24 protein-coding genes, 1 tRNA gene, 1 pseudogene and 1 riboswitch are annotated in these 19965 nt (G+C 41.8%); of the genes and pseudogenes, 8 read left to right on the top strand and 18 right to left on the bottom strand.

Annotated elements, in window-relative coordinates; all coding sequences use genetic code 11:
- Positions 1–26 precede the first annotated feature (26 nt).
- Genes gcvPB through gcvT form a run of 3 tightly spaced genes read right to left on the bottom strand, consistent with a single transcriptional unit; the run spans position 27 to position 3964 of the window.
- Positions 27–1508, bottom strand: coding sequence for an aminomethyl-transferring glycine dehydrogenase subunit GcvPB (gcvPB, locus tag ACQVGS_RS08745; protein ID WP_095713266.1), 1482 nt, complete (start codon positions 1506–1508; stop codon positions 27–29).
- The gene (gene gcvPA, locus ACQVGS_RS08740; protein WP_103672264.1) at positions 1501–2847 is read right to left on the bottom strand and encodes an aminomethyl-transferring glycine dehydrogenase subunit GcvPA; all 1347 of its coding nucleotides are present in this window, start codon (positions 2845–2847) and stop codon (positions 1501–1503) included. Before gcvPA ends, gcvPB begins: the two co-directional genes overlap by 8 nt.
- Positions 2848–2875: 28 nt before the next feature.
- Complete coding sequence (gene gcvT, locus ACQVGS_RS08735) at positions 2876–3964, bottom strand: glycine cleavage system aminomethyltransferase GcvT (protein ID WP_188323131.1); 1089 nt, start codon at positions 3962–3964, stop codon at positions 2876–2878.
- Between the two features lie 173 nt (positions 3965–4137).
- A riboswitch (glycine riboswitch) is annotated at positions 4138–4239 on the bottom strand.
- Between the two features lie 168 nt (positions 4240–4407).
- On the opposite strand from gcvT, the gene ACQVGS_RS08730 reads away from it, so the two are divergent.
- From ACQVGS_RS08730 to sinR, 4 genes are all read left to right on the top strand, one after another.
- A complete protein-coding gene (locus tag ACQVGS_RS08730; RefSeq protein WP_127696774.1) occupies positions 4408–6081 on the top strand; it encodes a DEAD/DEAH box helicase in 1674 nt (557 codons plus the stop codon).
- 19 nt (positions 6082–6100) lie between these two features.
- On the top strand, positions 6101–6895 hold the full coding sequence (locus ACQVGS_RS08725) for a YqhG family protein (RefSeq protein WP_127696773.1): 795 nt from the start codon (positions 6101–6103) through the stop codon (positions 6893–6895).
- A gap of 183 nt (positions 6896–7078) precedes the next feature.
- The gene (gene sinI, locus ACQVGS_RS08720; protein WP_024122036.1) at positions 7079–7252 is read left to right on the top strand and encodes an anti-repressor SinI; all 174 of its coding nucleotides are present in this window, start codon (positions 7079–7081) and stop codon (positions 7250–7252) included.
- 33 nt (positions 7253–7285) lie between these two features.
- A complete protein-coding gene (gene sinR / locus ACQVGS_RS08715) occupies positions 7286–7621 on the top strand; it encodes a transcriptional regulator SinR (protein ID WP_003226345.1) in 336 nt (111 codons plus the stop codon).
- A gap of 86 nt (positions 7622–7707) precedes the next feature.
- Here sinR and tasA read toward each other — a convergent pair whose 3' ends face one another.
- The 3 genes from tasA to tapA all read right to left on the bottom strand — a co-directional run bounded on the left by tasA (position 7708) and on the right by tapA (position 9875).
- Positions 7708–8493 (bottom strand): biofilm matrix protein TasA, encoded by a 786-nt coding sequence (tasA, locus tag ACQVGS_RS08710; RefSeq protein ID WP_106020091.1) that lies wholly within the window; start codon positions 8491–8493, stop codon positions 7708–7710.
- 64 nt (positions 8494–8557) lie between these two features.
- Positions 8558–9142, bottom strand: a complete 585-nt coding sequence (sipW, locus tag ACQVGS_RS08705; protein WP_105955579.1) for a signal peptidase I SipW — start codon at positions 9140–9142, stop codon at positions 8558–8560.
- Positions 9114–9875, bottom strand: coding sequence for an amyloid fiber anchoring/assembly protein TapA (gene tapA, locus ACQVGS_RS08700; protein ID WP_106020093.1), 762 nt, complete (start codon positions 9873–9875; stop codon positions 9114–9116). The genes sipW and tapA overlap by 29 nt, the downstream gene beginning before the upstream one ends.
- Positions 9876–10151: 276 nt before the next feature.
- On the opposite strand from tapA, the gene ACQVGS_RS08695 reads away from it, so the two are divergent.
- The gene (locus ACQVGS_RS08695) at positions 10152–10475 is read left to right on the top strand and encodes a YqzG/YhdC family protein (protein WP_101864527.1); all 324 of its coding nucleotides are present in this window, start codon (positions 10152–10154) and stop codon (positions 10473–10475) included.
- A 42-nt stretch (positions 10476–10517) separates the two neighbouring features.
- Here the strand turns inward: ACQVGS_RS08695 and ACQVGS_RS08690 are convergent, their stop codons facing one another.
- The 10 genes from ACQVGS_RS08690 to corA form a co-directional block, all read right to left on the bottom strand.
- Positions 10518–10697: a YqzE family protein gene (locus ACQVGS_RS08690; RefSeq protein ID WP_003236949.1), complete on the bottom strand. Its 180-nt coding sequence runs from the start codon at positions 10695–10697 to the stop codon at positions 10518–10520.
- Between the two features lie 71 nt (positions 10698–10768).
- Entirely contained in the window at positions 10769–11143 is a 375-nt protein-coding gene (gene comGG / locus ACQVGS_RS08685) for a competence type IV pilus minor pilin ComGG (RefSeq protein ID WP_268544912.1), read from the bottom strand.
- Complete coding sequence (gene comGF, locus ACQVGS_RS08680) at positions 11144–11527, bottom strand: competence type IV pilus minor pilin ComGF (RefSeq protein WP_038954226.1); 384 nt, start codon at positions 11525–11527, stop codon at positions 11144–11146. It lies immediately after the preceding gene.
- A gap of 25 nt (positions 11528–11552) precedes the next feature.
- A complete protein-coding gene (gene comGE, locus ACQVGS_RS08675) occupies positions 11553–11900 on the bottom strand; it encodes a competence type IV pilus minor pilin ComGE (RefSeq protein ID WP_400153490.1) in 348 nt (115 codons plus the stop codon).
- Entirely contained in the window at positions 11884–12315 is a 432-nt protein-coding gene (comGD, locus tag ACQVGS_RS08670) for a competence type IV pilus minor pilin ComGD (RefSeq protein ID WP_400153489.1), read from the bottom strand. Before comGD ends, comGE begins: the two co-directional genes overlap by 17 nt.
- Entirely contained in the window at positions 12305–12601 is a 297-nt protein-coding gene (comGC, locus tag ACQVGS_RS08665) for a competence type IV pilus major pilin ComGC (RefSeq protein WP_010334925.1), read from the bottom strand. Before comGC ends, comGD begins: the two co-directional genes overlap by 11 nt.
- A gap of 13 nt (positions 12602–12614) precedes the next feature.
- Positions 12615–13652 (bottom strand): competence type IV pilus assembly protein ComGB, encoded by a 1038-nt coding sequence (comGB, locus tag ACQVGS_RS08660; protein WP_024122046.1) that lies wholly within the window; start codon positions 13650–13652, stop codon positions 12615–12617.
- Positions 13639–14709, bottom strand: coding sequence for a competence protein ComGA (gene comGA / locus ACQVGS_RS08655; RefSeq protein WP_024122047.1), 1071 nt, complete (start codon positions 14707–14709; stop codon positions 13639–13641). Before comGA ends, comGB begins: the two co-directional genes overlap by 14 nt.
- Before the next feature lie 321 nt (positions 14710–15030).
- Positions 15031–15441, bottom strand: coding sequence for a CBS domain-containing protein (locus ACQVGS_RS08650; RefSeq protein ID WP_024122048.1), 411 nt, complete (start codon positions 15439–15441; stop codon positions 15031–15033).
- 62 nt (positions 15442–15503) lie between these two features.
- A complete protein-coding gene (gene corA, locus ACQVGS_RS08645) occupies positions 15504–16457 on the bottom strand; it encodes a magnesium transporter CorA (protein WP_095713277.1) in 954 nt (317 codons plus the stop codon).
- A 143-nt stretch (positions 16458–16600) separates the two neighbouring features.
- Here corA and ACQVGS_RS08640 point away from each other — a divergent pair.
- Positions 16601–17930 (top strand): annotated as a pseudogene (locus tag ACQVGS_RS08640) (hemolysin family protein).
- Between the two features lie 79 nt (positions 17931–18009).
- Here the strand turns inward: ACQVGS_RS08640 and ACQVGS_RS08635 are convergent.
- Positions 18010–18849: an STAS domain-containing protein gene (locus ACQVGS_RS08635; RefSeq protein ID WP_286109036.1), complete on the bottom strand. Its 840-nt coding sequence runs from the start codon at positions 18847–18849 to the stop codon at positions 18010–18012.
- A 96-nt stretch (positions 18850–18945) separates the two neighbouring features.
- Here ACQVGS_RS08635 and ACQVGS_RS08630 point away from each other — a divergent pair.
- A tRNA-Gln gene (locus ACQVGS_RS08630) sits at positions 18946–19016 on the top strand.
- A 65-nt stretch (positions 19017–19081) separates the two neighbouring features.
- Here ACQVGS_RS08630 and mgsR read toward each other — a convergent pair.
- On the bottom strand, positions 19082–19462 hold the full coding sequence (mgsR, locus tag ACQVGS_RS08625; RefSeq protein WP_026014741.1) for a transcriptional regulator MgsR: 381 nt from the start codon (positions 19460–19462) through the stop codon (positions 19082–19084).
- 233 nt (positions 19463–19695) lie between these two features.
- Between mgsR and ACQVGS_RS08620 the strand changes: the two genes are divergently transcribed.
- On the top strand, positions 19696–19941 hold the full coding sequence (locus tag ACQVGS_RS08620) for a DUF2626 domain-containing protein (protein WP_003226300.1): 246 nt from the start codon (positions 19696–19698) through the stop codon (positions 19939–19941).
- The last annotated feature ends 24 nt before the right edge of the window (positions 19942–19965 follow it).

Raw genomic sequence — 19965 nt, 5'->3', positions numbered from 1 at the left:
CTGTCTGATATCAGACAGCTGTTTTTTTATTTTACAAGTTCGCTGCTTACGTTTTTCTCGTATCTAAGTACAGGCTGTCTGGCTGCTTTTGTTTCATCCATTCTTTTGACGATTGTTGTATGCGGAGCCTCCTGTACGAGCTCCGGAGTTTCCTCTGCTTCTTTCGCAATTTGGATCATAGCATCAATAAATGCATCCAGTGTTTCCTTGGATTCTGTCTCTGTCGGCTCAATCATGATGCACTCCTCAACATTAAGCGGAAAATAAATTGTAGGCGGATGATAGCCGAAATCGAGCAGCCGTTTTGCAATATCCAGCGTACGCACCCCAAGCTTTTTCTGGCGTTTCCCTGACAATACAAATTCGTGCTTGCAATGGCGGTCAAACGGCAGATCGTAATAAGGGGCAAGCTTTCTCATCATATAGTTGGCGTTCAGCACCGCGTTTTCAGTAACGGCCTTTAACCCGTCCGGGCCCATAGAGCGGATGTACGTATACGCTCTGACATTGATGCCGAAGTTGCCGTAATAAGGCTTAACACGGCCGATCGCGTGAGGGCGGTCATAGTCAAAAGTAAATCGCCCTTCTTTTTTGATTAAAACGGGTTTTGGCAGATAAGGAATCAGATCTTCTTTTACGCCAACCGGACCTGAACCCGGACCGCCTCCGCCGTGAGGCCCTGTGAAGGTTTTATGCAAATTAAGATGCACCACATCAAATCCCATATCACCGGGTCTCGCTTTACTTAACACGGCATTTAAATTAGCGCCGTCATAATACAGCTTTCCTCCGGCTTGGTGAACGATTTCCGCCATCTCGGTGATCTGTTCCTCAAATAATCCGAGTGTATTCGGATTCGTCAGCATAAGAGCTGCGGTTTCTTCATTCACCGCTCTTTTTAAATCCTCTAAATCAACAAGCCCGTTTTCATTCGATTTCACCGTCACCGTTTCAAAACCGGCAACTGTTGCAGACGCAGGATTTGTCCCATGAGCTGAATCGGGGACAATGACCTTTGTCCGTTTCATATCTCCGCGCGCCTCATGATAAGCGCGGATCATCATCAGTCCCGTCCATTCGCCATGCGCACCCGCCGCGGGCTGAAGCGTGACCTCATCCATTCCCGTAATTTCTTCGAGATGCTTGCTTAAGTCATATAAAAGCTCCAAAGCGCCTTGCACTGTGTCTTCGTCCTGAAGAGGATGAATCGCGGCAAAACCGGGAATCCGCGCGATTTTTTCATTCAATTTCGGATTGTATTTCATTGTACAGGAACCGAGCGGGTAAAAGCCCGAATCAACCCCGTGGTTCCGTCTGGACAATGCTGTGTAATGCCGCATAATATCCAGCTCAGAAACCTCCGGCAGCTCTGCGTCCTCATCACGGATATAGCTGTCTGACAAGAGGTCCTCCACTTCCATTTCCGGTATGTCAAGCTCCGGCAGACTGTAGCCGACACGGCCTTCTCTTGAAAGCTCAAAAATAAGTGCCTGATCCTGATTATTCATGGCGATCCCCCAATTCCTGAATGAGTGCGTCAATTTCTTCTTTTGTTCTCAGCTCTGTTACGGCAATAAGCATATGGCGGTCAAGCTCCGGGTACGTCAGACCCAAATCGTAGCCGCCGATGATTCCATTTGTCAACAATCTTTTGTTTACCGATTTCACAGGTTCATCAAGTTTGATGATGAATTCGTTAAACATCGGCCCGTCAAACATCACAGTGAGCCCCGCTTTTTTCGCTTCTTGCTTAGCATAATTGGCTTTTAAGAGATTTTGGCGGGCGATTTCTTTTACGCCGTTTTTCCCGAGAGCCGTCATGGCGACGGAAGCGGCCAGTGCGTTTAATGCCTGGTTCGAGCAGATGTTTGAGGTCGCCTTATCCCTGCGAATATGCTGCTCTCTGGCTTGCAAGGTAAGCACAAAACCTCTTTTTCCGTTTTCATCCTCCGTTTGTCCGACGAGGCGGCCCGGCACCTTTCTCATTAATTTTTTTGTGACGGCAAAAAATCCGCAATGGGGTCCGCCGTATGCGGAAGGAATCCCGAATGGCTGTGCGTCGCCAACCACAATATCGGCCTGAAAAGCGCCCGGCGGGGTCAGAAGTCCCAATGCAAGCGGATTGGCTGAGACAATAAACATGGATTTTCCCTGATGAGCGATCGGCTCAATATCCTTCAATGGCTCAACCAGACCAAAAAAGTTCGGGTACTGCACAATGACTGCCGCCGTATCGTCACAAACGGTTTCGCGCAAAGCATCAAGATCAGTCACTCCATTTGCGGCAGGGACTTCAACAACTTCAATATACTGTCCTTTTGCATATGTTTTCAGCACTTCTCTCGATTCAGGGTGCACGGTTGTTGACACCACAATTTTTTTCTTTTTCGTATGTCCGGAGGCAAGCATCGCAGCTTCCGCCAAGGCTGTTCCGCCATCATACATAGAAGAGTTGCTGATATCCATGCCAGTTAATTCACAAATCATCGTTTGAAACTCGAAAATCGCCTGAAGCTCCCCTTGAGAAATTTCCGGCTGATATGGTGTATAAGCTGTATAAAACTCAGACCTTGAAATGACATGATCCACAATAACCGGCTGATAATGATCATATACACCGGCGCCTAAGAAAGATGCGTATTGAACGGTATCACAGTTTTTAGACGCCAGCTTTGTCAGTTCTTTTGTTAATTCTGTTTCTGATTTTGCCTTTTTGAATTGATACTCTTTTTTGAATCTGACGTTCTCAGGTATATCGGCGAATAAATCATCGATCGTGTTTGCGCCGATGGCATCAAGCATTTCCTGTTTATCCTTTTCTGTCGCGGGCAAATAGCGGTGCTTCATGTGTTGACCCCTCTCCAAAGAAAAATTTTTAGCGTTTATAAAATGGTGTTTTAACTACCTTTGCTTTCACTAATTTTTTGCGAATTTCCACTTCTACAACAGTTCCGATCTCACTCGCTCCAGCATCAACCAAGGCAAGGCCCACGTTTTTCCCCAATGTCGGTGACTGGGTGCCTGTTGTCACCTTTCCGACGGACTTGCCGCTTTGAAACACTTCATATCCGTGTCTCGGTATTCCTTTTTCAATCATTTCAAGACCGACGAGCTTTCGTTTCGCCCCGTTTTCTTTCTGTTCACTCAATACAGACTTCCCGAAAAAATCAGATTCTTTTTTGTGTTTTACGGCAAAGCCTATACCTGCTTCAACCGGCGTGATATCCCGAGTCAGCTCCTGGCCATAGAGCGGGAGCTTCGCTTCAAATCTGAGCGTATCACGCGCCCCTAGCCCGCATGGCATAAGCCCATGTTTTTCACCCGCTTCAATGATTTGTTTCCAAATTCGGACTGCGTCATTAGCACGGCAGTAAATTTCGAACCCGTCTTCACCCGTATAGCCGGTGCGCGAAATGAGTGCTTTGCAGCCGCTGATATCAGCTTCATCAATAAATGCAAATGGTTTTAAAGCAGACACATCTGAAGCTGTCAGATTTTTTAAGATTGTTTCTGCCTTCGGGCCCTGCACGGCCAAAAGCGCAATCTGATCTGACAAATTGTCAATCTGGACATCTCCTGCTGCGTGTTCTTTGAGCCAAGCAAGATCTTTATCTATATTTGAAGCATTTATGACAAGCAAATAGCGGTTTTCAGCTTTTTGATAGATGAGTAAATCATCAACGGTGCCGCCATCCGGATAGCACATCGCGGTATATTGCGCACGGCCGGTTTTTAACGCGGATACATCATTTGTCATCAGCTTTTGTAAAAAAGACAGACTGTCATCCCCCGTGATTTCGACTTCCCCCATATGAGATACATCAAACAGCCCGGCTGCTGTTCGGACAGCCTCATGCTCTTTTTTGATTGAAGAAAATTGAACAGGAAGCTCCCAGCCTCCGAAATCAATCGTTTTCCCTCCATATTCCTTATACAATTCAAATAACGGTGTTCTTTTCAGCATCAAATTCCTCCCCTTTTTCAACGGCGCAGCTAAAAAAACATACAAAAAAGGACAGAGAAACACCTCATATTAAATGAAGGTTCTCTGTCCTGGCACCTGAAAGTTTACTTTGCAATAGCAAAGACGTCCCCTTTGGTGGCTTGCGCATTTCACACAAACACTCTCCAGAGTTGCGTCGAGCAAGAGTTCTTTTGCCTGAGAGATTCACTCCGCAGTTTGCTCCTTCGGCGCCTGTATCCCGGTTTTCTCGGTCAGGTCTCTCCCCTTGCTGTCATTCGCTCATATTTTCATGCTGTTATGGACATACTATAGCAATATCTTACATCAAATACATACTCATATCCTACCATCATCACTATATGCGGGGCAACAGCAATTTGGGCGGATTTTTCTTATATTGTTCATTTAAAAAATTGAAGAATATGAAAGGCGGTTTCACAGCAATGAATGCAGAAATCACATATGACACAAAATGGCCCGAAGAATTTGCCGAAAGACTGAAAAACGACGGTCCATGGTCAAACTGGGAGCTGTACAAGCTTTCATCAGAAATCCAGGAAACATTGGCGATTCCTGAATTTGAAGGCTTGCGTGCCCCATTATATCTCCCTTCCTTCACGCCGCTTCCCCATCAGCTTGAGGTTGCGCAGAAGGTTGTTGAAAAAATGAACGGAAAAGCGATTTTAGCAGATGAAGTGGGGCTCGGCAAAACTGTTGAAGCCGGACTGATTCTAAAAGAATATATGATTCGCGGGTTAGCCAAAAAAATTCTGATCCTTGTGCCAGCTTCTCTTGTTTCGCAGTGGGTGAAAGAGCTTCAGGAAAAATTTTTGATTCCGGCTGTTGAGCAAAAGAAAAGCTATGTGTGGGAGCAGTGCGATATCGTCGTGTCCTCCATCGATACGGCAAAGCGCTCGCCCCACCGGGAAATTGTGCTGTCAATCCCATATGATCTCGTCATTATTGATGAGGCCCACAAGCTCAAAAATAGCAAAACAAAGAACTATGAATTTGTCCGGAATCTTGTGAAAAAATACTGCCTGCTGCTGACTGCGACGCCAATCCAAAACCGGGTTGAAGAAATATTCAATTTGGTTTCATTATTAAAACCTGGTCATTTAGGCAATCAGAATCACTTTCAAGAAATGTTTTCTAAAAAGAAATCCAGCTTAGAAGCGCATGATCATTTAAAAGATCTAGTGAATAAAGTCATGATTCGCAACAGGCGTCATGACACCGGGCTGAATTGGAAGCAGCGCCGCGTCGAAACAGTGCCGATTGAATTTTCTCCATCAGAGCAGGCGCTTTACGATGAGATTTCCCGACTGAAAGAAAGCATTAACAAACCGGCCAGCATGTTCTCCATTATGACACTCCAAAGAGAATGCTGTTCAAGCAGGGAAGCTGTGTACATGACATTGAAAAAAATGCTCGACCAAAAAGAAAAACAGGCACCAGCCATTGATGAAGACACCATTTCTATATTAATGGACCGCATCAATCAAGTGACACAAAATTCTAAAGCGAATCAAGTCATCGATCTGATTAAAAAGATAGACGATAAAGTCATTATTTTTACAGAATACCGTGCCACTCAAATTTATCTGCAGTGGTTTCTTCAGCAACACGGCATCAGCTCTGTGCCGTTCAGAGGCGGATTTAAACGCGGGAAAAAAGACTGGATGAAGGACCTTTTCCGCGGGAAGGTTCAAGTGCTGATTGCAACTGAAGCAGGCGGCGAAGGGATCAACCTGCAGTTTTGCAATCACATGATCAACTATGATTTGCCATGGAATCCGATGCGGCTTGAACAAAGAATCGGAAGAATCCACAGGCTCGGGCAGGAGCGTGACGTCCATATTTATAACATGGCTACCAAACATACAGTGGAAGAGCATATTTTAAAGCTTTTATATGAAAAAATTCATTTATTTGAAAAAGTGGTCGGCGAGCTTGATGACATTTTAACAAAAATTCAAGTCAACAATTTTGAAGAGCACCTGCACGATATTTTGTACCATTCGGCAACCGAAGAAGAAATGAAAATTAAAATGGACAACTTAACCTCATTTTTGTCTTATAAAAAACAGCAGCCCGCTGAAAAAAGAGGTTCTTAGCCGCAAGGAGGTTTTACAAGTGAGACAGCAAGAGGTTCACCAATTTCTACTTCGTTTTTTCCAGGCAAACAGCTGTCCGATCATCGACCAAGGACCCGGTTACATGACGGTTCAGCTTACAGTTGAAATGGACAAACAGATCATGAATCGGCCTTTTTACTGGCACTGGCGTGAGAAGACCGGCGGCGACCCGAATCCGATGAAAATGACGTTCATTACAGATAAGGAATCTACTCCAAAAGACCTAGAAGGCGAATTTATTTACTTCGGGGCGCCACGCCTTTTTCAAATATTTAAAGCAGTTAAACAAAATGGGAGATTTACCAGAATGTATGAGAAAATTGAATCAGCCGGAGCGAAAATTCCGCTTCAGCCTTGGCTTGGTATAAATGTCATGATTTCATACCAGTCCGACATGAAAAAGGATAAGCTATTGTCACTAGGTCTTCACCTTGTCTCTGGAACCATGATTGAAGATTTTCAAAGTAAGCTCGTACAGCTTTCATTGACATCACAAATATGTGACTATTGTTTCACCATATCGCCTATGATCAAACCTGAAAGCGGTCTTAAGCGGATGGAGAGCTACATTACCCAAGCCGCTATGCAAGAACCGTCAGACTGGGCAGAGCAGGCGGTAAACAGGTGGCAAAACGATATGAAATTGCTTGATCAGTTTTATGAGCATACAGAAGAAAAACCAGAAGAGTACCATCTTGAAAAACAAGCGTTAAAAGCCTTGTATCAACCAAAGATATCAGTTCAGATCGAAAATGGCGGATTATTTTTTCTGCAAAATAATATTTCGAGCTAACTTTTTTCAGATTCGACATCGTTCTCGTTTTTTTTGGAAAAATGCTATTATAATAAAGGTATATTGGAAAAAAATTCTGGCTATTCAATTGGCAAATGACTTCCAGAGACCACAGAAGGCGTACAATGGTCATGGCCGGACTGGCTGAAATACATAAACAAGTATTTTAGGAGGAGAAACTGCATGAAAAATGCAAAACAAGAGCACTTCGAATTAGATCAAGAATGGGTTGAATTAATGATGGAAGCCAGAGAAGCAAATATCAGCCCTGAGGAAATACGCAAATATTTACTTTTAAACAAAAAGTCTGCTCATCCTGGTCCGGCAGCCAGAAGTCATACCATAAATCCTTTCTGAATGTGCTATAATATCACAAGGAAGGTGATGACATTGATTGGCCAGCGTATTAAACAATACCGTAAAGAAAAAGGCTACTCACTATCAGAACTAGCAGAAAAAGCTGGGGTAGCGAAGTCTTATTTAAGCTCAATAGAACGAAATCTACAAACGAACCCCTCCATTCAATTTCTCGAAAAAGTCTCCGCTGTTCTGGACGTCTCGGTTCATACTTTGCTTGATGAAAAACATGAAACCGAATACGATGGTCAATTAGATAGTGAATGGGAGAAATTGGTTCGCGATGCGATGACATCTGGGGTATCGAAAAAACAATTTCGTGAATTTTTAGATTATCAAAAATGGAGAAAATCCCAAAAAGAGGAGTAGTGCCTGAGCAGAGGCACTTACTCCTCTTTTGTCAATGAACATAAGAATGGCTCAGTACGCATGTACTGAGCCACCTCTTTTTTCTATTAATGTTTATCCTCGCTATGCGCTTTTTCATTTTCTTTAATATAACCGTCTTTATCAGTATGTTCCTTTTTGATTGTCAAGCCATTCCACTGTGTTGCTTCAAATGAGAATTGAAGCTGTAATGAGTTGCCTTGATATTTATTTTGAACCATTTGTCCCTTTTCATCTTTTGTTTTATCGTCTTTAAATTGAATTTCCATTTTAACCTGGTCAAAATCAGTCGGCGTTTTTGGAACACCGTCATATTCAGGAGCGGTTTTACCGTCAATTGTCGCTATATTGACTTTTCCGCTTGCGTTTAAGAATTTAGGATCAATTTGTTTTTTAATTTTTTCAGTCGCCGCAACATCATTCTTAGAAGACATTAAATATAAGTCTTTAAGGTTGGCATCATCTAAAATGATGTTTTTCGGATAGCCATTGCCTCCCTCTTTGCCGACTGTCAATAATGTAACCTCAAATTGGCTGAGAAAATCTTCTGGGGATGTATTACTTCCCCCGTTTGCTTTAAATTCTCCATAACTCAGCGCCATTAATACCTCTTTGATCGCAAGTGAGCCGTTATTTTCGAATTGGAAATCTTTCGTCAATTTATCTCCCGGCTTTAGATTTGATAAGTTGACACTGGCTGAATTTTCTTTCGCTGCTAAATCAAGCGTGCCTGATGCAAAAGTAGCATCCGTTGATTTAATGTCGTTAAATGCTGCCCATGTTCCTCCTCCTACTAAAGCTAACCCTAGTGCTGCTGATGCAACTCCTAAACTCAATTTCTTTTTCATACCCATGGTAAACTCCCCTTTTATTGAATGATTATATTATCGAAACCTGTTGCCAGGTTTACAACTGATGTTAAGTGGACATCGTATTGTCCTTTGTCTCTGTTTCCAAGGCTTTCGTCTTTCTTTCAATCTCCCTGATCGCACTGCTGATTGTCACAAAGGAGTAGATCAGCAGCATAACGCCGGGAACAATCAGTAAAATAGCAGTGCCGATCGGCTGACTGGCAAAATGAAGCATGTAGCCGGCATAAGGAAGCTGAAAACCTGTATATTGCGCGCGGACATTTTCATCCGACACAGGCGCAGAATCAGCTGCGGCGTTATTATCCCCTTTTGTTTGGAATAACAAATGATCGCCTTGCTTTTTCATATCAATAATTCTATGGGTCACCGCTGTGTCTGCATCCTGCATAAATGTGATCACGTCGCCCTTTTGGAGCTTTTTCACATCCGTGATTTCTTTAACAAGAATTAATGAGCCCGTTTTAAATTCAGGGTCCATTGAGCCGGACAGTACTGATTTCAGCGTGTATCCGAACACTGCCGGCTCTCCCCCGGATGAACGTGTTGAAATGACAACTAGCGTTAACACAATAATCAGAGTAAAGATGATTACGTAAAGGATATTACTGATCAGCTTTAATGCTTTCTTCATCCTCTTCCCCGCTTTCCTTCTGAACTGGTTGATTTTCTTTGTCTTCAGTTACGGCTTTGTCAGCTGTTTTTTCTTTATCTGTTTTGTCTTTTCTGTCACTGTCTGCTTGATTGTGCTGTTTTTTCACAGCCGGCTGACTTTCCTTTTTCGGTGTCGTCGGTTTTTCGTCACACTTCACAATTGTCATTGGATCCGACCACTCAGACTTGCTTCCGTCCGCCGGATAGCCGGCCGGTTTATATACTTTAAACACATAAATGCCGGATTTCACTTTTTTCTTTGTTTCAATTTTGTAAAGTGATTCGCCTATTTGGGTGGAAACGTATCCTTTATCTATTACGTTCCCGTCTTTTAGCGGTTTGCGGGTGTTTGCCAGTTTATGAAGCTCCCACTTCCATTTCGATTTCTTAAGTTTCTCGCCTCTGTTTTCCAGCTCGGCAAATAGACGAACAGGGGAACAGACAGTACCTTTTGTATCTGTTTGATTCACCACGTGTAAATCACTTTGGTCCCACCGTTTATCGTAATGACAGTTTTTATCTGTATGCTGAAAGTTCTCACACGTTTGAAGCGAAACATCAAAGTTTTCAATATCATAAAAAGCAGCGCTTGTATCTCCGGTAAATTGTAAGCATATAGCGGCTGTCAGACTGAATATGGCTGAAAGCTGAAAAACAAGCAGCACTCTTAATTTTGTCTTAGCCTTATGCTGATTGCGGAACAATCGAAACATACCTTACCCCCTGTAAAACACTGTAACTTGATGTGACAATCGTTCTCTTTTAAGAACCACACAAACTGAGTATAATCAACGATTGAAGGATTTAAAAACACCAAAATCCGCCATTTTGTTCGTTTAAAAGAATGTTTTCATCATATTGCATAGCCTTACTCAATATTGCTCACCTTTTTAAGTTTTTAGAATTTTTTGGGATTGTTATGTGAGAAATTAAACGCATATCCGGTTAACATTTGGCAATAATAAACAACAAAGAAAGGGTGACGGCTTATGATCAAACAATGTGTGATTTGTCTGTCTCTTCTCGGTTTCGGCACCAGTGCCGCTCAAGCAGAAGAAGGGCCGCTTGTAACCGCCCGCCACATGTCAAAATGGGAAGAGCTTGCTGTAAAAGAAGCAAAAAAAAGGTACCCGCTCGCACAGGTACTGGTTAAACAAAAAGTTTGGGACCGCAAAAGAAAAGACGAAGCTGTGAAGCAATATCATTTAACCCTGAGAGAAGGCTCAAAGGAATTTGGCGTGTTTGTCACAATTTCTTTCGATCCTCATAGTCAAAAGGTGAATAAAATTGTAATTTTAGAAGAATATCAATAAGGTCCTCCATGTGAAGGACCTTGTTCGTTATATTGGTACAATTTATTTTTTTCTTTTCAGCCATAGCCTAAAACCATAAGGTAAAATACCGAACCAATGCTGAGAAGCAGGCGTTTTTGTTTCTTTTCGAACCTCTTTTCGTTCTTTTCGCTCATCTTTTGGAGTGTCTATATATTTCACAAATTGCTGAGTCATATATTTGACATAATCATTCGTTTTCACGTGATCACCTCATCATTCAGTTATTATGAAGTGTTGGCTCACACGACTTTTTTTATACACATACCGCTGGTTTATTCTGTCCAGCTCAGCAGTTTTTTCTGATTTTGATCGAACAGCAGCTGAGCGTTTTTTTCTGTTCCCGACTCTGTGATGGCTTTAAGAGTGATTTCTTGCTGTTCTTTTATGGTTGTTTTGCGAATGTCATAAGATACATGTCCATATTGAAACTGCTGTGAACCCTTTCGGCCTGGTCTGTGCTCAAGTATATGCCTGATGGATAGAAGCGCGCCATTTTGCAGCAGATTTTCTCCTGTGTAATACTCTTTTGTTTCCTGCTCAAACATATGGCGTGAAACAAATTGAGGGGCGGTGAAATTCACAATCAGCATCACAAGGGCAAATGTAAAAAGAACGGCCGGATAGATAAACCCTTTTGAGTAGTACATTCACCCACCTCCTAACGACGTATATACCGGAAAAGCGGTTTGATACTCTTTATCATTCTCATTCTTGACTTTCAGCCAAAGCATCCCGTTTTTAACCCCGGCTTTCATTGTTTTAATATGATCAAGAATCGGAACATGCCCTTTTCCGTCTACTCTTTTTCTGATCATTGAATGGTAGATTTCAAAACGGACCTCTTGCCCTGACAGATTTCTGCAGATTAAGACGCTGCCATGCTCATCTGTCTGCACTGTCTGCGACTGCTTGCACTCATTCATGATCTGCTCTACCGAAATGACCCATTCCCGCTGCATGAAGCCCTCATTCTCCTGTTGACGTGACAAAAATAGATGAAAGAATATCGCTAACGATCCTGATATGAGCAAATAAGCAGAGAGCGAAAATAATACATTAAGAAGCGTATAGCCAGTCTGTCCGCAAAATGCTGAGGCAAAATGGCTTGTCTTTATAGGCGTCTGATGTGATGCATACGTTTTGATACTTTCCCTCCTCCTCCCATGTCATCGAGTATTTGCTATTGTTCATCGAAACAGTTTGTGACGAATTTCTTTTTCCTGTCAGCATATATTTGCCTATGCTTTCATTAACAAGCTGATAACCCATTTCTCTCGACTCCGCTATATGTTCATCAGCTATCAGCTTGTTCCACAACGGCACGATCGTCAGAAGCATAAAGAGCCATATGCTGAGGGCAGCCATTGTTTCAATTGTAGAAAAGCCTTTATTTTCTCTCCACATTCACTCTTCCGCTCCCTAAATAAACTGTTATGTCATAGGCGGCACGTCCTTTTATACGGATTTTCCCGCCTATATTCGGGTGCCCTTTCTCGTTAAATTCCAAGCGGTCTTTTAATGTCAGTAACTCTGCCGAAAGCCCGTTATGATAAGTACGGTCTATAACAGTGTCACCTATGATTAATTGATATTTTTTCTCTTGAAAAAGAATCTTTGTTCTTTGATGATTGGAAATTGCGGTCTGCTGCGCAAGTAAAATATCATTTTTCAGCTGGGATACTGTCTGCCGTAATGCTGTATTTTCATAAACAGGAGGAAGCGTGGTAAACACCGCAATCAGCATAATAGAGGCGAGGCTTAAAACAAGCAGGCTTTCTAAAAAGGTGAATCCAGCTTCCCCTTTTAATTTAATGTTCAACCTTAACCTCCCCGCCGGTAATGATAATTTGCTTTCCATTTGGACAAACCGCATCTTTTTTCACATAACCTTCTGCCTGTAAATCGCCGAGGCTTGGTGTCTTCCCGTCATGATCGAGTTCATATGCCGTTACCTGCGCCTTTATCATGTTTTGCAGGCCTTCACAGCCCTTTTTCTGAATGGTTTGATTATGTTTTGTTACATTCGGTATGGTGATCAATAGCAAAATAGAAATAATAAAGAGCACGATCAGCATTTCCACAAGTGTAAACCCTTTCTCATTCATCCGCCTCTTCCTTTCACATTTGATTCATCATCTGATACATAGGCAGGAGCATCGATAGATAAACAATTAAAATCATCCCTGCGACAAATCCGTAAATAATGGGCTGAAGAATGCCTGTCCATTTTTGTGACTTGTCCTCAAGCCGCTGCAATATAAACTGGCTGTATGTGAAGAGTTCCCGATCCAAGCGGCCGCTTAGCTGGCCATGAGATATCACTTTTGAAAAATCATTTTCGTAAAAAGGCCGTTTGCATAAAGCAGCTTCAATGGTTTCACCGGCTTTTAACCGTTCAATCATTTGTTCAGCTTCATGGCGGTAAAAAGGGAGAAACGTTTGATGCCTAAATGCTTTCAAACTGTCATAAATAGAAAGACCTGATGCTAGCAGACTGCTCAGCTGTAAAGAAAAAAAGTAGCTGTTAAACAGCCTGACCAGCTTTCCAAACAAAGGAATGCTTACGCAAATGAGCATTTGATGGTCAGGGGATTTTTTCTTGAACACAAACCAATAATAAAGACCTATTCCTGCAGCCAAAATGGCCATTAATATGAACACAGCATCAAGGTGCTGAAAAAACGCAAAAATGATGTCTGTTGTGCGTGACGTTTCTACATTCATCGATTGATAAATACCGGAAAACTGAGGGATGATGATGTATTGCAGCATATAAAGCATGACACCAACGGTAAAGATGAGGAAAAGAGGATATCGCAACACCCTTTTTATCTGTTCTGCCTGACCTGCTTTTCGTTCCAGCAGCTCTCCGCTCTGAATCATGGAAGCCGGCAATTCCCCATGTGTTTCAGCAAAATAACAAATACCGACGGCTTCCTTATGAAATGACAAGCTCTTTAATACATGGTAAAACGATTCCCCTTCTCTCAACCGGCTTATTGCGTTAGCCAAGTCCGCCAGCTGCCTTTTATTCATTTGCAGCTGCACCAGGCGCAATCCGTCTAAAAGACTGTATCCGCCCGCTGTCATTTCACCCAGCCTTTTCAGTAAATAGGCTTGATCCTTTAACGGCCAAACTTTTCTAATCTGTTTCATGATAAACCCACCGGTCATAGTTGTTTGTCGTTAAATAGCCGAGCGCAATCCCTTTTCTTATAATTTGACGCAGCGTTTGATATTGGTAATTTGCATTGTCCCCTTTCGCTTCCTGGATACACTGCTGAAGGTTTTTCCCGTAAAGCAGCTCGTATACGCTTGCTCTCCTGACATTTCGTGACAGGCGGCAATACACTGATGAACATCCGTCTTCACAAAACGGGCAAGCCAAATCAACTAAACGCTGAGCCGCTATCGCAATAACCGTTTGCTCGATTTCATTCATATTAATGCCAAATTCAAGCAGCCTGTAAATCGCGCCCTTCGCATCTCTCGTATGAAGGCTCGTCAGCACTAAATGACCAGTCATCGCTGCCCGCACCGCAATTTGGGCTGTTTCAGCGTCTCTAATCTCACCTAAGATGATCATATCGGGGTCATGGCGCAAAATAGCCTTCAGCCCTGTGGAATATGTGACACCGGCTTTTTCATTCACCTGCACTTGAAGAACATCTTCATCCCTCGTTTCCACTGGATCTTCAAGTGTGACAATGTTTCGATTAAAATGTTTTTTTGCATATTGGATCAGAGAATATAATGTTGTTGTTTTCCCAGAGCCTGTTGGTCCGGTAAAAATCAGCATGCCGTGGGAGTGTTTTAAAAATGAAAGCAAGGTGGCTCCTGTCTTTGGGAATAAAGACAGTTTGTCAATCGAAGGGATATTATACTGAGGCATCACTCTGATGACGAGGCTTTCTTCGTTAATTGTCGGGAGCGTTGACATCCTTAAGTGAACGTCACCCTCTTTTAATTTTAGAGTAAGAGATCCATTTTGCGGCTTTCTTCTTTCCCCTATGTCCATAGCTGAGAGAAACTTAAAATGAGAAATGAGTCTTACACACTCTTCTTTTTTCATGTTTCGCTTTTTCAGCAATGCATGGTCAACCCGAAAATGAATGATTGCGTCCCGTTCCCTCGGCACAATGTGAATGTCAGAGGCCTTCGTCCTATATGCCTCTTCAATTAAAGTTTTGCTTGTTTTTTCTATCGAATCCAATTTGATTCCCTCTCCTTTCAAAGCGTATTGTAGAAAAAGAAGACATGGTAATCAAACAAAGAAAATGTGATTTTCTGATGTATTTACAACCTAAAAAAACATTTCGCCCCTACCAAAAATAGAAATTCAGCTATATGTATCACATCATTTTTAATTTTAATAAGGATTTGAAAAGAGATTGATGGACAGATGTACGCAGTCCGGCTCTGGCACCCAAAGAGGGATTTATAAATCGGAGTTTGATGCTTTCTAAAATTGGCGAATCAGTTTATTGTATACAAAATAAAAAGGAAGAGGCAGTTACCTCTTCCAAACTGTTTGTTATGCTGATTTAGAAATTTCACTTAATGCTTTTCCGGCTTTCTGGTCTGTGTCTTTCTTAACGGAAAGGTCGCCTAACGCAACAATACCCGTTAAACGTTCATTTTCAAGAATCGGTAAACGGCGGATTTGATGCTCTGCCATGAGCTGACTCGCTTCATCAGCAGACATATCAGGATGACCGGAAACGATTTCGGTGCTCATGATATCACTTGCTTTCGCTTCCATTTGATCTTCAGCTAAGCTTCTGGTGACAATGTCCCGATCAGAAACGATGCCTTGAAGTCTGCCGCTTTCACAAATTGGAATAGAACCGACATTGGAGTCTTTCATCTTTTTGGCTAGTTCAGTGACTGATGCGGTTGGCTCACAGCATTCTACATTCGCAGTCATGATATCTCTTACTTTCATTTCAATTCCTCCTTTACCGTGTTCTATTTATTCTTTATCCGCTGCACAAAAAATGAAACATTCTACAGGATCCGCCGTTTTCGAGATTTCTTTTTATCCTTCCGTTCCTGCAGCATATCTCCCGTCCAGCCTTTCTTCTTCAAATATAGGTAGATTAAGACTGTAGAAGTGATAATCAATAAGAGAGAAAAGACATAACCGTATTTCCAATTCAGCTCAGGCATCACGGAAAAGTTCATCCCCCAGAGGGCACCGAGTGCTGTAACCGGCGTAAAAAGCGTCGTGAAAATGGTCAGCGCTTTGAATATTTCATTTCCCCTGTGAGAGGTAATGACTTCCTCTGAATGCAACAGACTATTAAGCTCCCCTTCAAATTCGCTGATGTATGTAAACCCCCTGTCAATTTTGAGTTGTATCCGCTGATAAACCTTTTTACTATCATTTTGGAGCAAAAAGGTTTCTTTCAATGCCATTTCAATTTTTTTAGCGCTTAGGATTAAGTTTTTCCAGACCATCAGCTCATGGTGCAGGAGATGAACACGGTTTAAAATGCTTTTGCTATTGTCGTCTTTGATTTGCCATCTGAGCTTTCTCAGCTTTACTTCAAATTCATCTACACCGATTAAATACGCATTCATTAACTCGCCGAGAAGGATCAAAAATCCCTCCATGGTACTATCCGCTCTCTCCATTTGCTGGACAACTTGTTTTCCCTTAATCCCCTCCAAAATCGCAAAATCAAAGTTAATTGTGAAAAAATATTGCCTAGTAATATAGAAATGAAAAACGGTATGGTCTTTTTCCTCGCCAAGCCCCTGATCATATACGATCGAGCCAAATACCGCTTCATTCTCAGCTTCTGTTGTATCCACGCGCAAAAAGTTAATATGATGATTATTTTCAAACCACTTTTCACATTGCGGCCAATGAGAAAAATGGATCAGATCTCTTGCCTTATCTCTTTCCTGAGGCCCCATTTGGTACCAAAACCAATCCCCACCTGTATGTACCTTCATGTTACGATCCTCCAGACTTTTATTCTTTTGTTCTTTAATTGCCCAAGGAGAAGCATTCCTAAACCATTTAGGCACTTCATCACATGTTTTGTGAGCTTTTGCCGGTGGTATGGAATGTAGAAAGACATCGGAAAGGGAGGTGCATGCCTTCCTTGGAGAAGGCAGTTTATTTTGGAATTTATCAATTTATTAGCAGTCGTGTTTTTAATTTTGTTAACGGGATTTTTTGTCGCCGTAGAATTTTCGATCGTAAAAGTCAGGCGATCCAGAATTGATCAGCTTGTCGCAAAAGGCAAAAAAGGCGCTAAAGCGGCAAAACATGTGGTCACACATCTTGACGAATATTTATCAGCCTGCCAGCTGGGCATCACGGTCGCAGCTTTAGGACTCGGCTGGCTGGGTGAACCGACTGTACAGACTCTGCTTCGTCCGCTCTTTCATAAGGCAGGTTTAAACGAGTCGCTTACCCATCTTCTTTCCCTTATTATCGCCTTTTTAGTGGTCACGTATTTAAATGTCGTCATCGGGGAACTGGCACCGAAGAGCTTCGCGATTCAAAAAGCAGAAAGCATTACGCTGATGCTCGCGAAGCCATTAATCTGGTTTTATAAAATCATGTTTCCGTTCATTTGGCTCCTTAACCAGTCTGCCAGAATGATCACAGGACTTTTTGGGCTGAAGCCGGCATCAGAGCATGAACTGGCTTATACGGAGGAAGAGCTTAGAGTACTGTTGACCGAAAGCTATAAAAGCGGAGAAATCAGAAAAAGCGAATTAAAATATATGAATAATATATTTACATTTGATAAACGAATGGCAAAGGAGATCATGGTCCCGCGAAACGAAATGGTCAGTTTGTCTATTGAGGATGACTCGATTCCAAGCATGAGGGAAACGGTTAAGCAGACCAAATATACCCGTTACCCGGTTGTAAAAGAAGATAAAGATAACGTCATCGGCGTGATCAATATGAAAGAAGTGCTGTTTTCATTGCTGACGAAAGATTTTTCTTTTCAGAAGCACAAAATTGAACCCTTCATACAGCCCGTCATTCATGTCATTGAGACCATTCCGATTTACAAATTACTCATCAAAATGCAAAAGGAACGCACTCATATGGCGATTCTTATTGATGAGTATGGCGGAACTTCAGGATTGATCACCGTCGAGGATATTATTGAAGAAATTGTAGGAGAAATACGCGATGAATTTGATGCAGATGAAGTGCCTCATGTTCGTGAGCTGGGAAAAGATCATTATTTATTAAATGCGAAGTTATTAATCAGTGACGTGAATAACCTGCTTGGAACTGATTTATCAGATGCTGAAGTCGATACGCTCGGAGGCTGGTTTCTCACACAAAACATAGACGCCGAGCCTGAAAGTGTCATTGAATATGACGGCTACTCATTCAAGGTAAAAGACATCGACAGTCACCATATTTTGTTTATCGAAGTAAAAAAAGCTGAATAGCCCTAGCACAGGCTGTTCAGCTGTTGCTTCTCTTCATTGTTGAACGTACTTCAAAAAAATACATCCCTTAAGGGACATCTTAAGATTCTTCTATCTTAAATCCTTTGTTGGCTAAAGCTTTAGCAAGACTTTGCTCTGTTTTCACATTCGAAAAATCTAATCCGAGCTTCACAACAGTCTGGGCGATTTCAGGCCTGATTCCTGAAATAATCGTCTCAATGCCCAGCAGTTTGGTGCTGTCAATCACTTTAAAGATTTGATAGGCAACCATCGTATCGACGATGGGAACACCGGATATATCTAAAAATAAATATGAAAGCTTTAACGCCGAGCATTGGGCCAAAACGGATTCCAAAATGGTTCTCGCTCTGTACGTGTCAATTTCACCAACAAGGGGAAGAATCCCAATCTCTTTAGAAATCGGCATAATCGGTGTGCTCAATTCATTGATCATTTCTTTTTGCGCATTTAATTGGATCACCGTGACCTGATGATATTCTTCTGTAAATACCTCGATAATCTCATCAATCGTTTGATTCAAAATCTTGCTCCACTCAAATATCTCCTGAATGCCGATTTCTTGGGAAGAAGCGGCTTCGCTGAAGTCTTGAATCCATTGCCACATGATGTGCCTGAAAGCGTTAAACTGACTGACACTTTCCGTCACGGTCACTTCATGAACAGCACGGTCTCTGGCACATTGAAGTGACCATTGGTTAAGCTGATCCTTCACCTCTTCTTTTCTAATGGATTTTGCTACAATGGCTACCAATGATTCATGCTGCTCTTTTAATTTTCGTTCTAATTTTTGCTGATCTTTTGCAGAATACAGCAAACTTCCTTTTAACGTGCATGTTTCCAGCCATTGGAGTGTAATGTCTTCTTTGTGCTCTGTTAAATACTGTTCTAGAGCTTTCATTTCAATCGGTTACCTCCTGTGAAGTTTATCTTTCAAAAAGTGTATGATTGATATGTATAACTTGTCTCACGTTACACATACTATTTTTATATTCAATGGGCTATAGCCAAGCGGTAAGGCAATGGACTTTGACTCCGTGATCGTTGGTTCGAATCCAGCTAGCCCAGTTTCTGAACCGTGAAAAACCGAAGATAAGCTGATTCAAGCAAATCAGCGGATCTTCGGTTTTTCATCATGCAGATTGATGAACCGTTTTCTTCTTCGATAACTTTAACAGTTCTCCCGGATTGTATCCGATAACAAGCTTCCTGTTGTCCACGAGAATCGGACGGCGCAAAAGCTTCGGTTTCTCAATTAAAAGTTCCAGCACTTCGTTTACAGTCATATCTTCAATGTTTAAATTTAAATTTTTGAAGGTTTGGCTTCTTGTTGCTAAAATTTCGTCAATTCCTTCTGTCGTTAAAGATAAAATATACTTTAATTCATCCATCGTTGGAGTTTCTCTGAATAAGTGCCGTTCGTTAAATTCAATCTGGTGCGCTTTGAGCCAATGTTTTGTTTTTCGGCATGACGTGCAGCTTGGGTATGAGTAAAAAGTTAATTGTTCCATTATGTTTTTTCCTCCTCCAGTTAACCATCTCTTTGTAGAATAACTACCCGTAACAATTTTTCTTTAAACCATTTATCGAACTTTTTTTCGGGTTATTTCTAAAAAACCGCACATATAATAGAAAACGCAATCAAAGGGTTAAATACCATTTTTCATATTAATAATGAAAATGTTTACATTTTTGTCCGTGATCTATTATAATAACAGTCAGAGGGACTCTCGGGAGGGGATAAAAAATGAATCGCATGTTCCGGGTGTTAGGATTTTGGACGGGAATATTTGCAGTCATGTTTTATTTAGGTGATATGAAAGATGCTTCCCTTTTATTTTTTGGACAGACGATCTTATTTGTGTTTCTATCGTATTTGAATTTAACAGAACGGATGTACATTTATATCTTTGGCGCTTATTTAACCATCTTCTTTGCCGGCTTCACATACTATTCCATTTTTATTATGGTACCAGGCGGCGGAGGACATTAAAGCCAAAAAGAGACAAACCTCATC

The organism is Bacillus sp. SD127 (assembly GCF_058566445.1).
The sequence above is the reverse complement of the archived record's forward strand: the minus strand, read 5'-3'. Positions and strand labels throughout refer to the sequence as shown.

Coding starts and splice junctions, on each gene's coding strand:
- gcvT (WP_188323131.1), bottom strand. CDS start 3,964: ATGCTGAAAAGAACACCGTTATTTGAATTGTATAAGGAATATGGAGGG.
- comGC (WP_010334925.1), bottom strand. CDS start 12,601: ATGAATGAGAAAGGGTTTACACTTGTGGAAATGCTGATCGTGCTCTTT.
- ACQVGS_RS08635 (WP_286109036.1), bottom strand. CDS start 18,849: ATGAAAGCTCTAGAACAGTATTTAACAGAGCACAAAGAAGACATTACA.
- tapA (WP_106020093.1), bottom strand. CDS start 9,875: ATGTTTCGATTGTTCCGCAATCAGCATAAGGCTAAGACAAAATTAAGA.
- comGG (WP_268544912.1), bottom strand. CDS start 11,143: ATGTACTACTCAAAAGGGTTTATCTATCCGGCCGTTCTTTTTACATTT.
- sipW (WP_105955579.1), bottom strand. CDS start 9,142: ATGAAGAAAGCATTAAAGCTGATCAGTAATATCCTTTACGTAATCATC.
- ACQVGS_RS08650 (WP_024122048.1), bottom strand. CDS start 15,441: ATGAAAGTAAGAGATATCATGACTGCGAATGTAGAATGCTGTGAGCCA.
- gcvPB (WP_095713266.1), bottom strand. CDS start 1,508: ATGAATAATCAGGATCAGGCACTTATTTTTGAGCTTTCAAGAGAAGGC.
- comGB (WP_024122046.1), bottom strand. CDS start 13,652: ATGAAACAGATTAGAAAAGTTTGGCCGTTAAAGGATCAAGCCTATTTA.
- corA (WP_095713277.1), bottom strand. CDS start 16,457: ATGAAGGTACATACAGGTGGGGATTGGTTTTGGTACCAAATGGGGCCT.
- sinI (WP_024122036.1), top strand. CDS start 7,079: ATGAAAAATGCAAAACAAGAGCACTTCGAATTAGATCAAGAATGGGTT.
- ACQVGS_RS08620 (WP_003226300.1), top strand. CDS start 19,696: ATGAATCGCATGTTCCGGGTGTTAGGATTTTGGACGGGAATATTTGCA.
- tasA (WP_106020091.1), bottom strand. CDS start 8,493: ATGGGTATGAAAAAGAAATTGAGTTTAGGAGTTGCATCAGCAGCACTA.
- ACQVGS_RS08730 (WP_127696774.1), top strand. CDS start 4,408: ATGAATGCAGAAATCACATATGACACAAAATGGCCCGAAGAATTTGCC.
- comGE (WP_400153490.1), bottom strand. CDS start 11,900: ATGTGGAGAGAAAATAAAGGCTTTTCTACAATTGAAACAATGGCTGCC.
- gcvPA (WP_103672264.1), bottom strand. CDS start 2,847: ATGAAGCACCGCTATTTGCCCGCGACAGAAAAGGATAAACAGGAAATG.
- ACQVGS_RS08695 (WP_101864527.1), top strand. CDS start 10,152: ATGATCAAACAATGTGTGATTTGTCTGTCTCTTCTCGGTTTCGGCACC.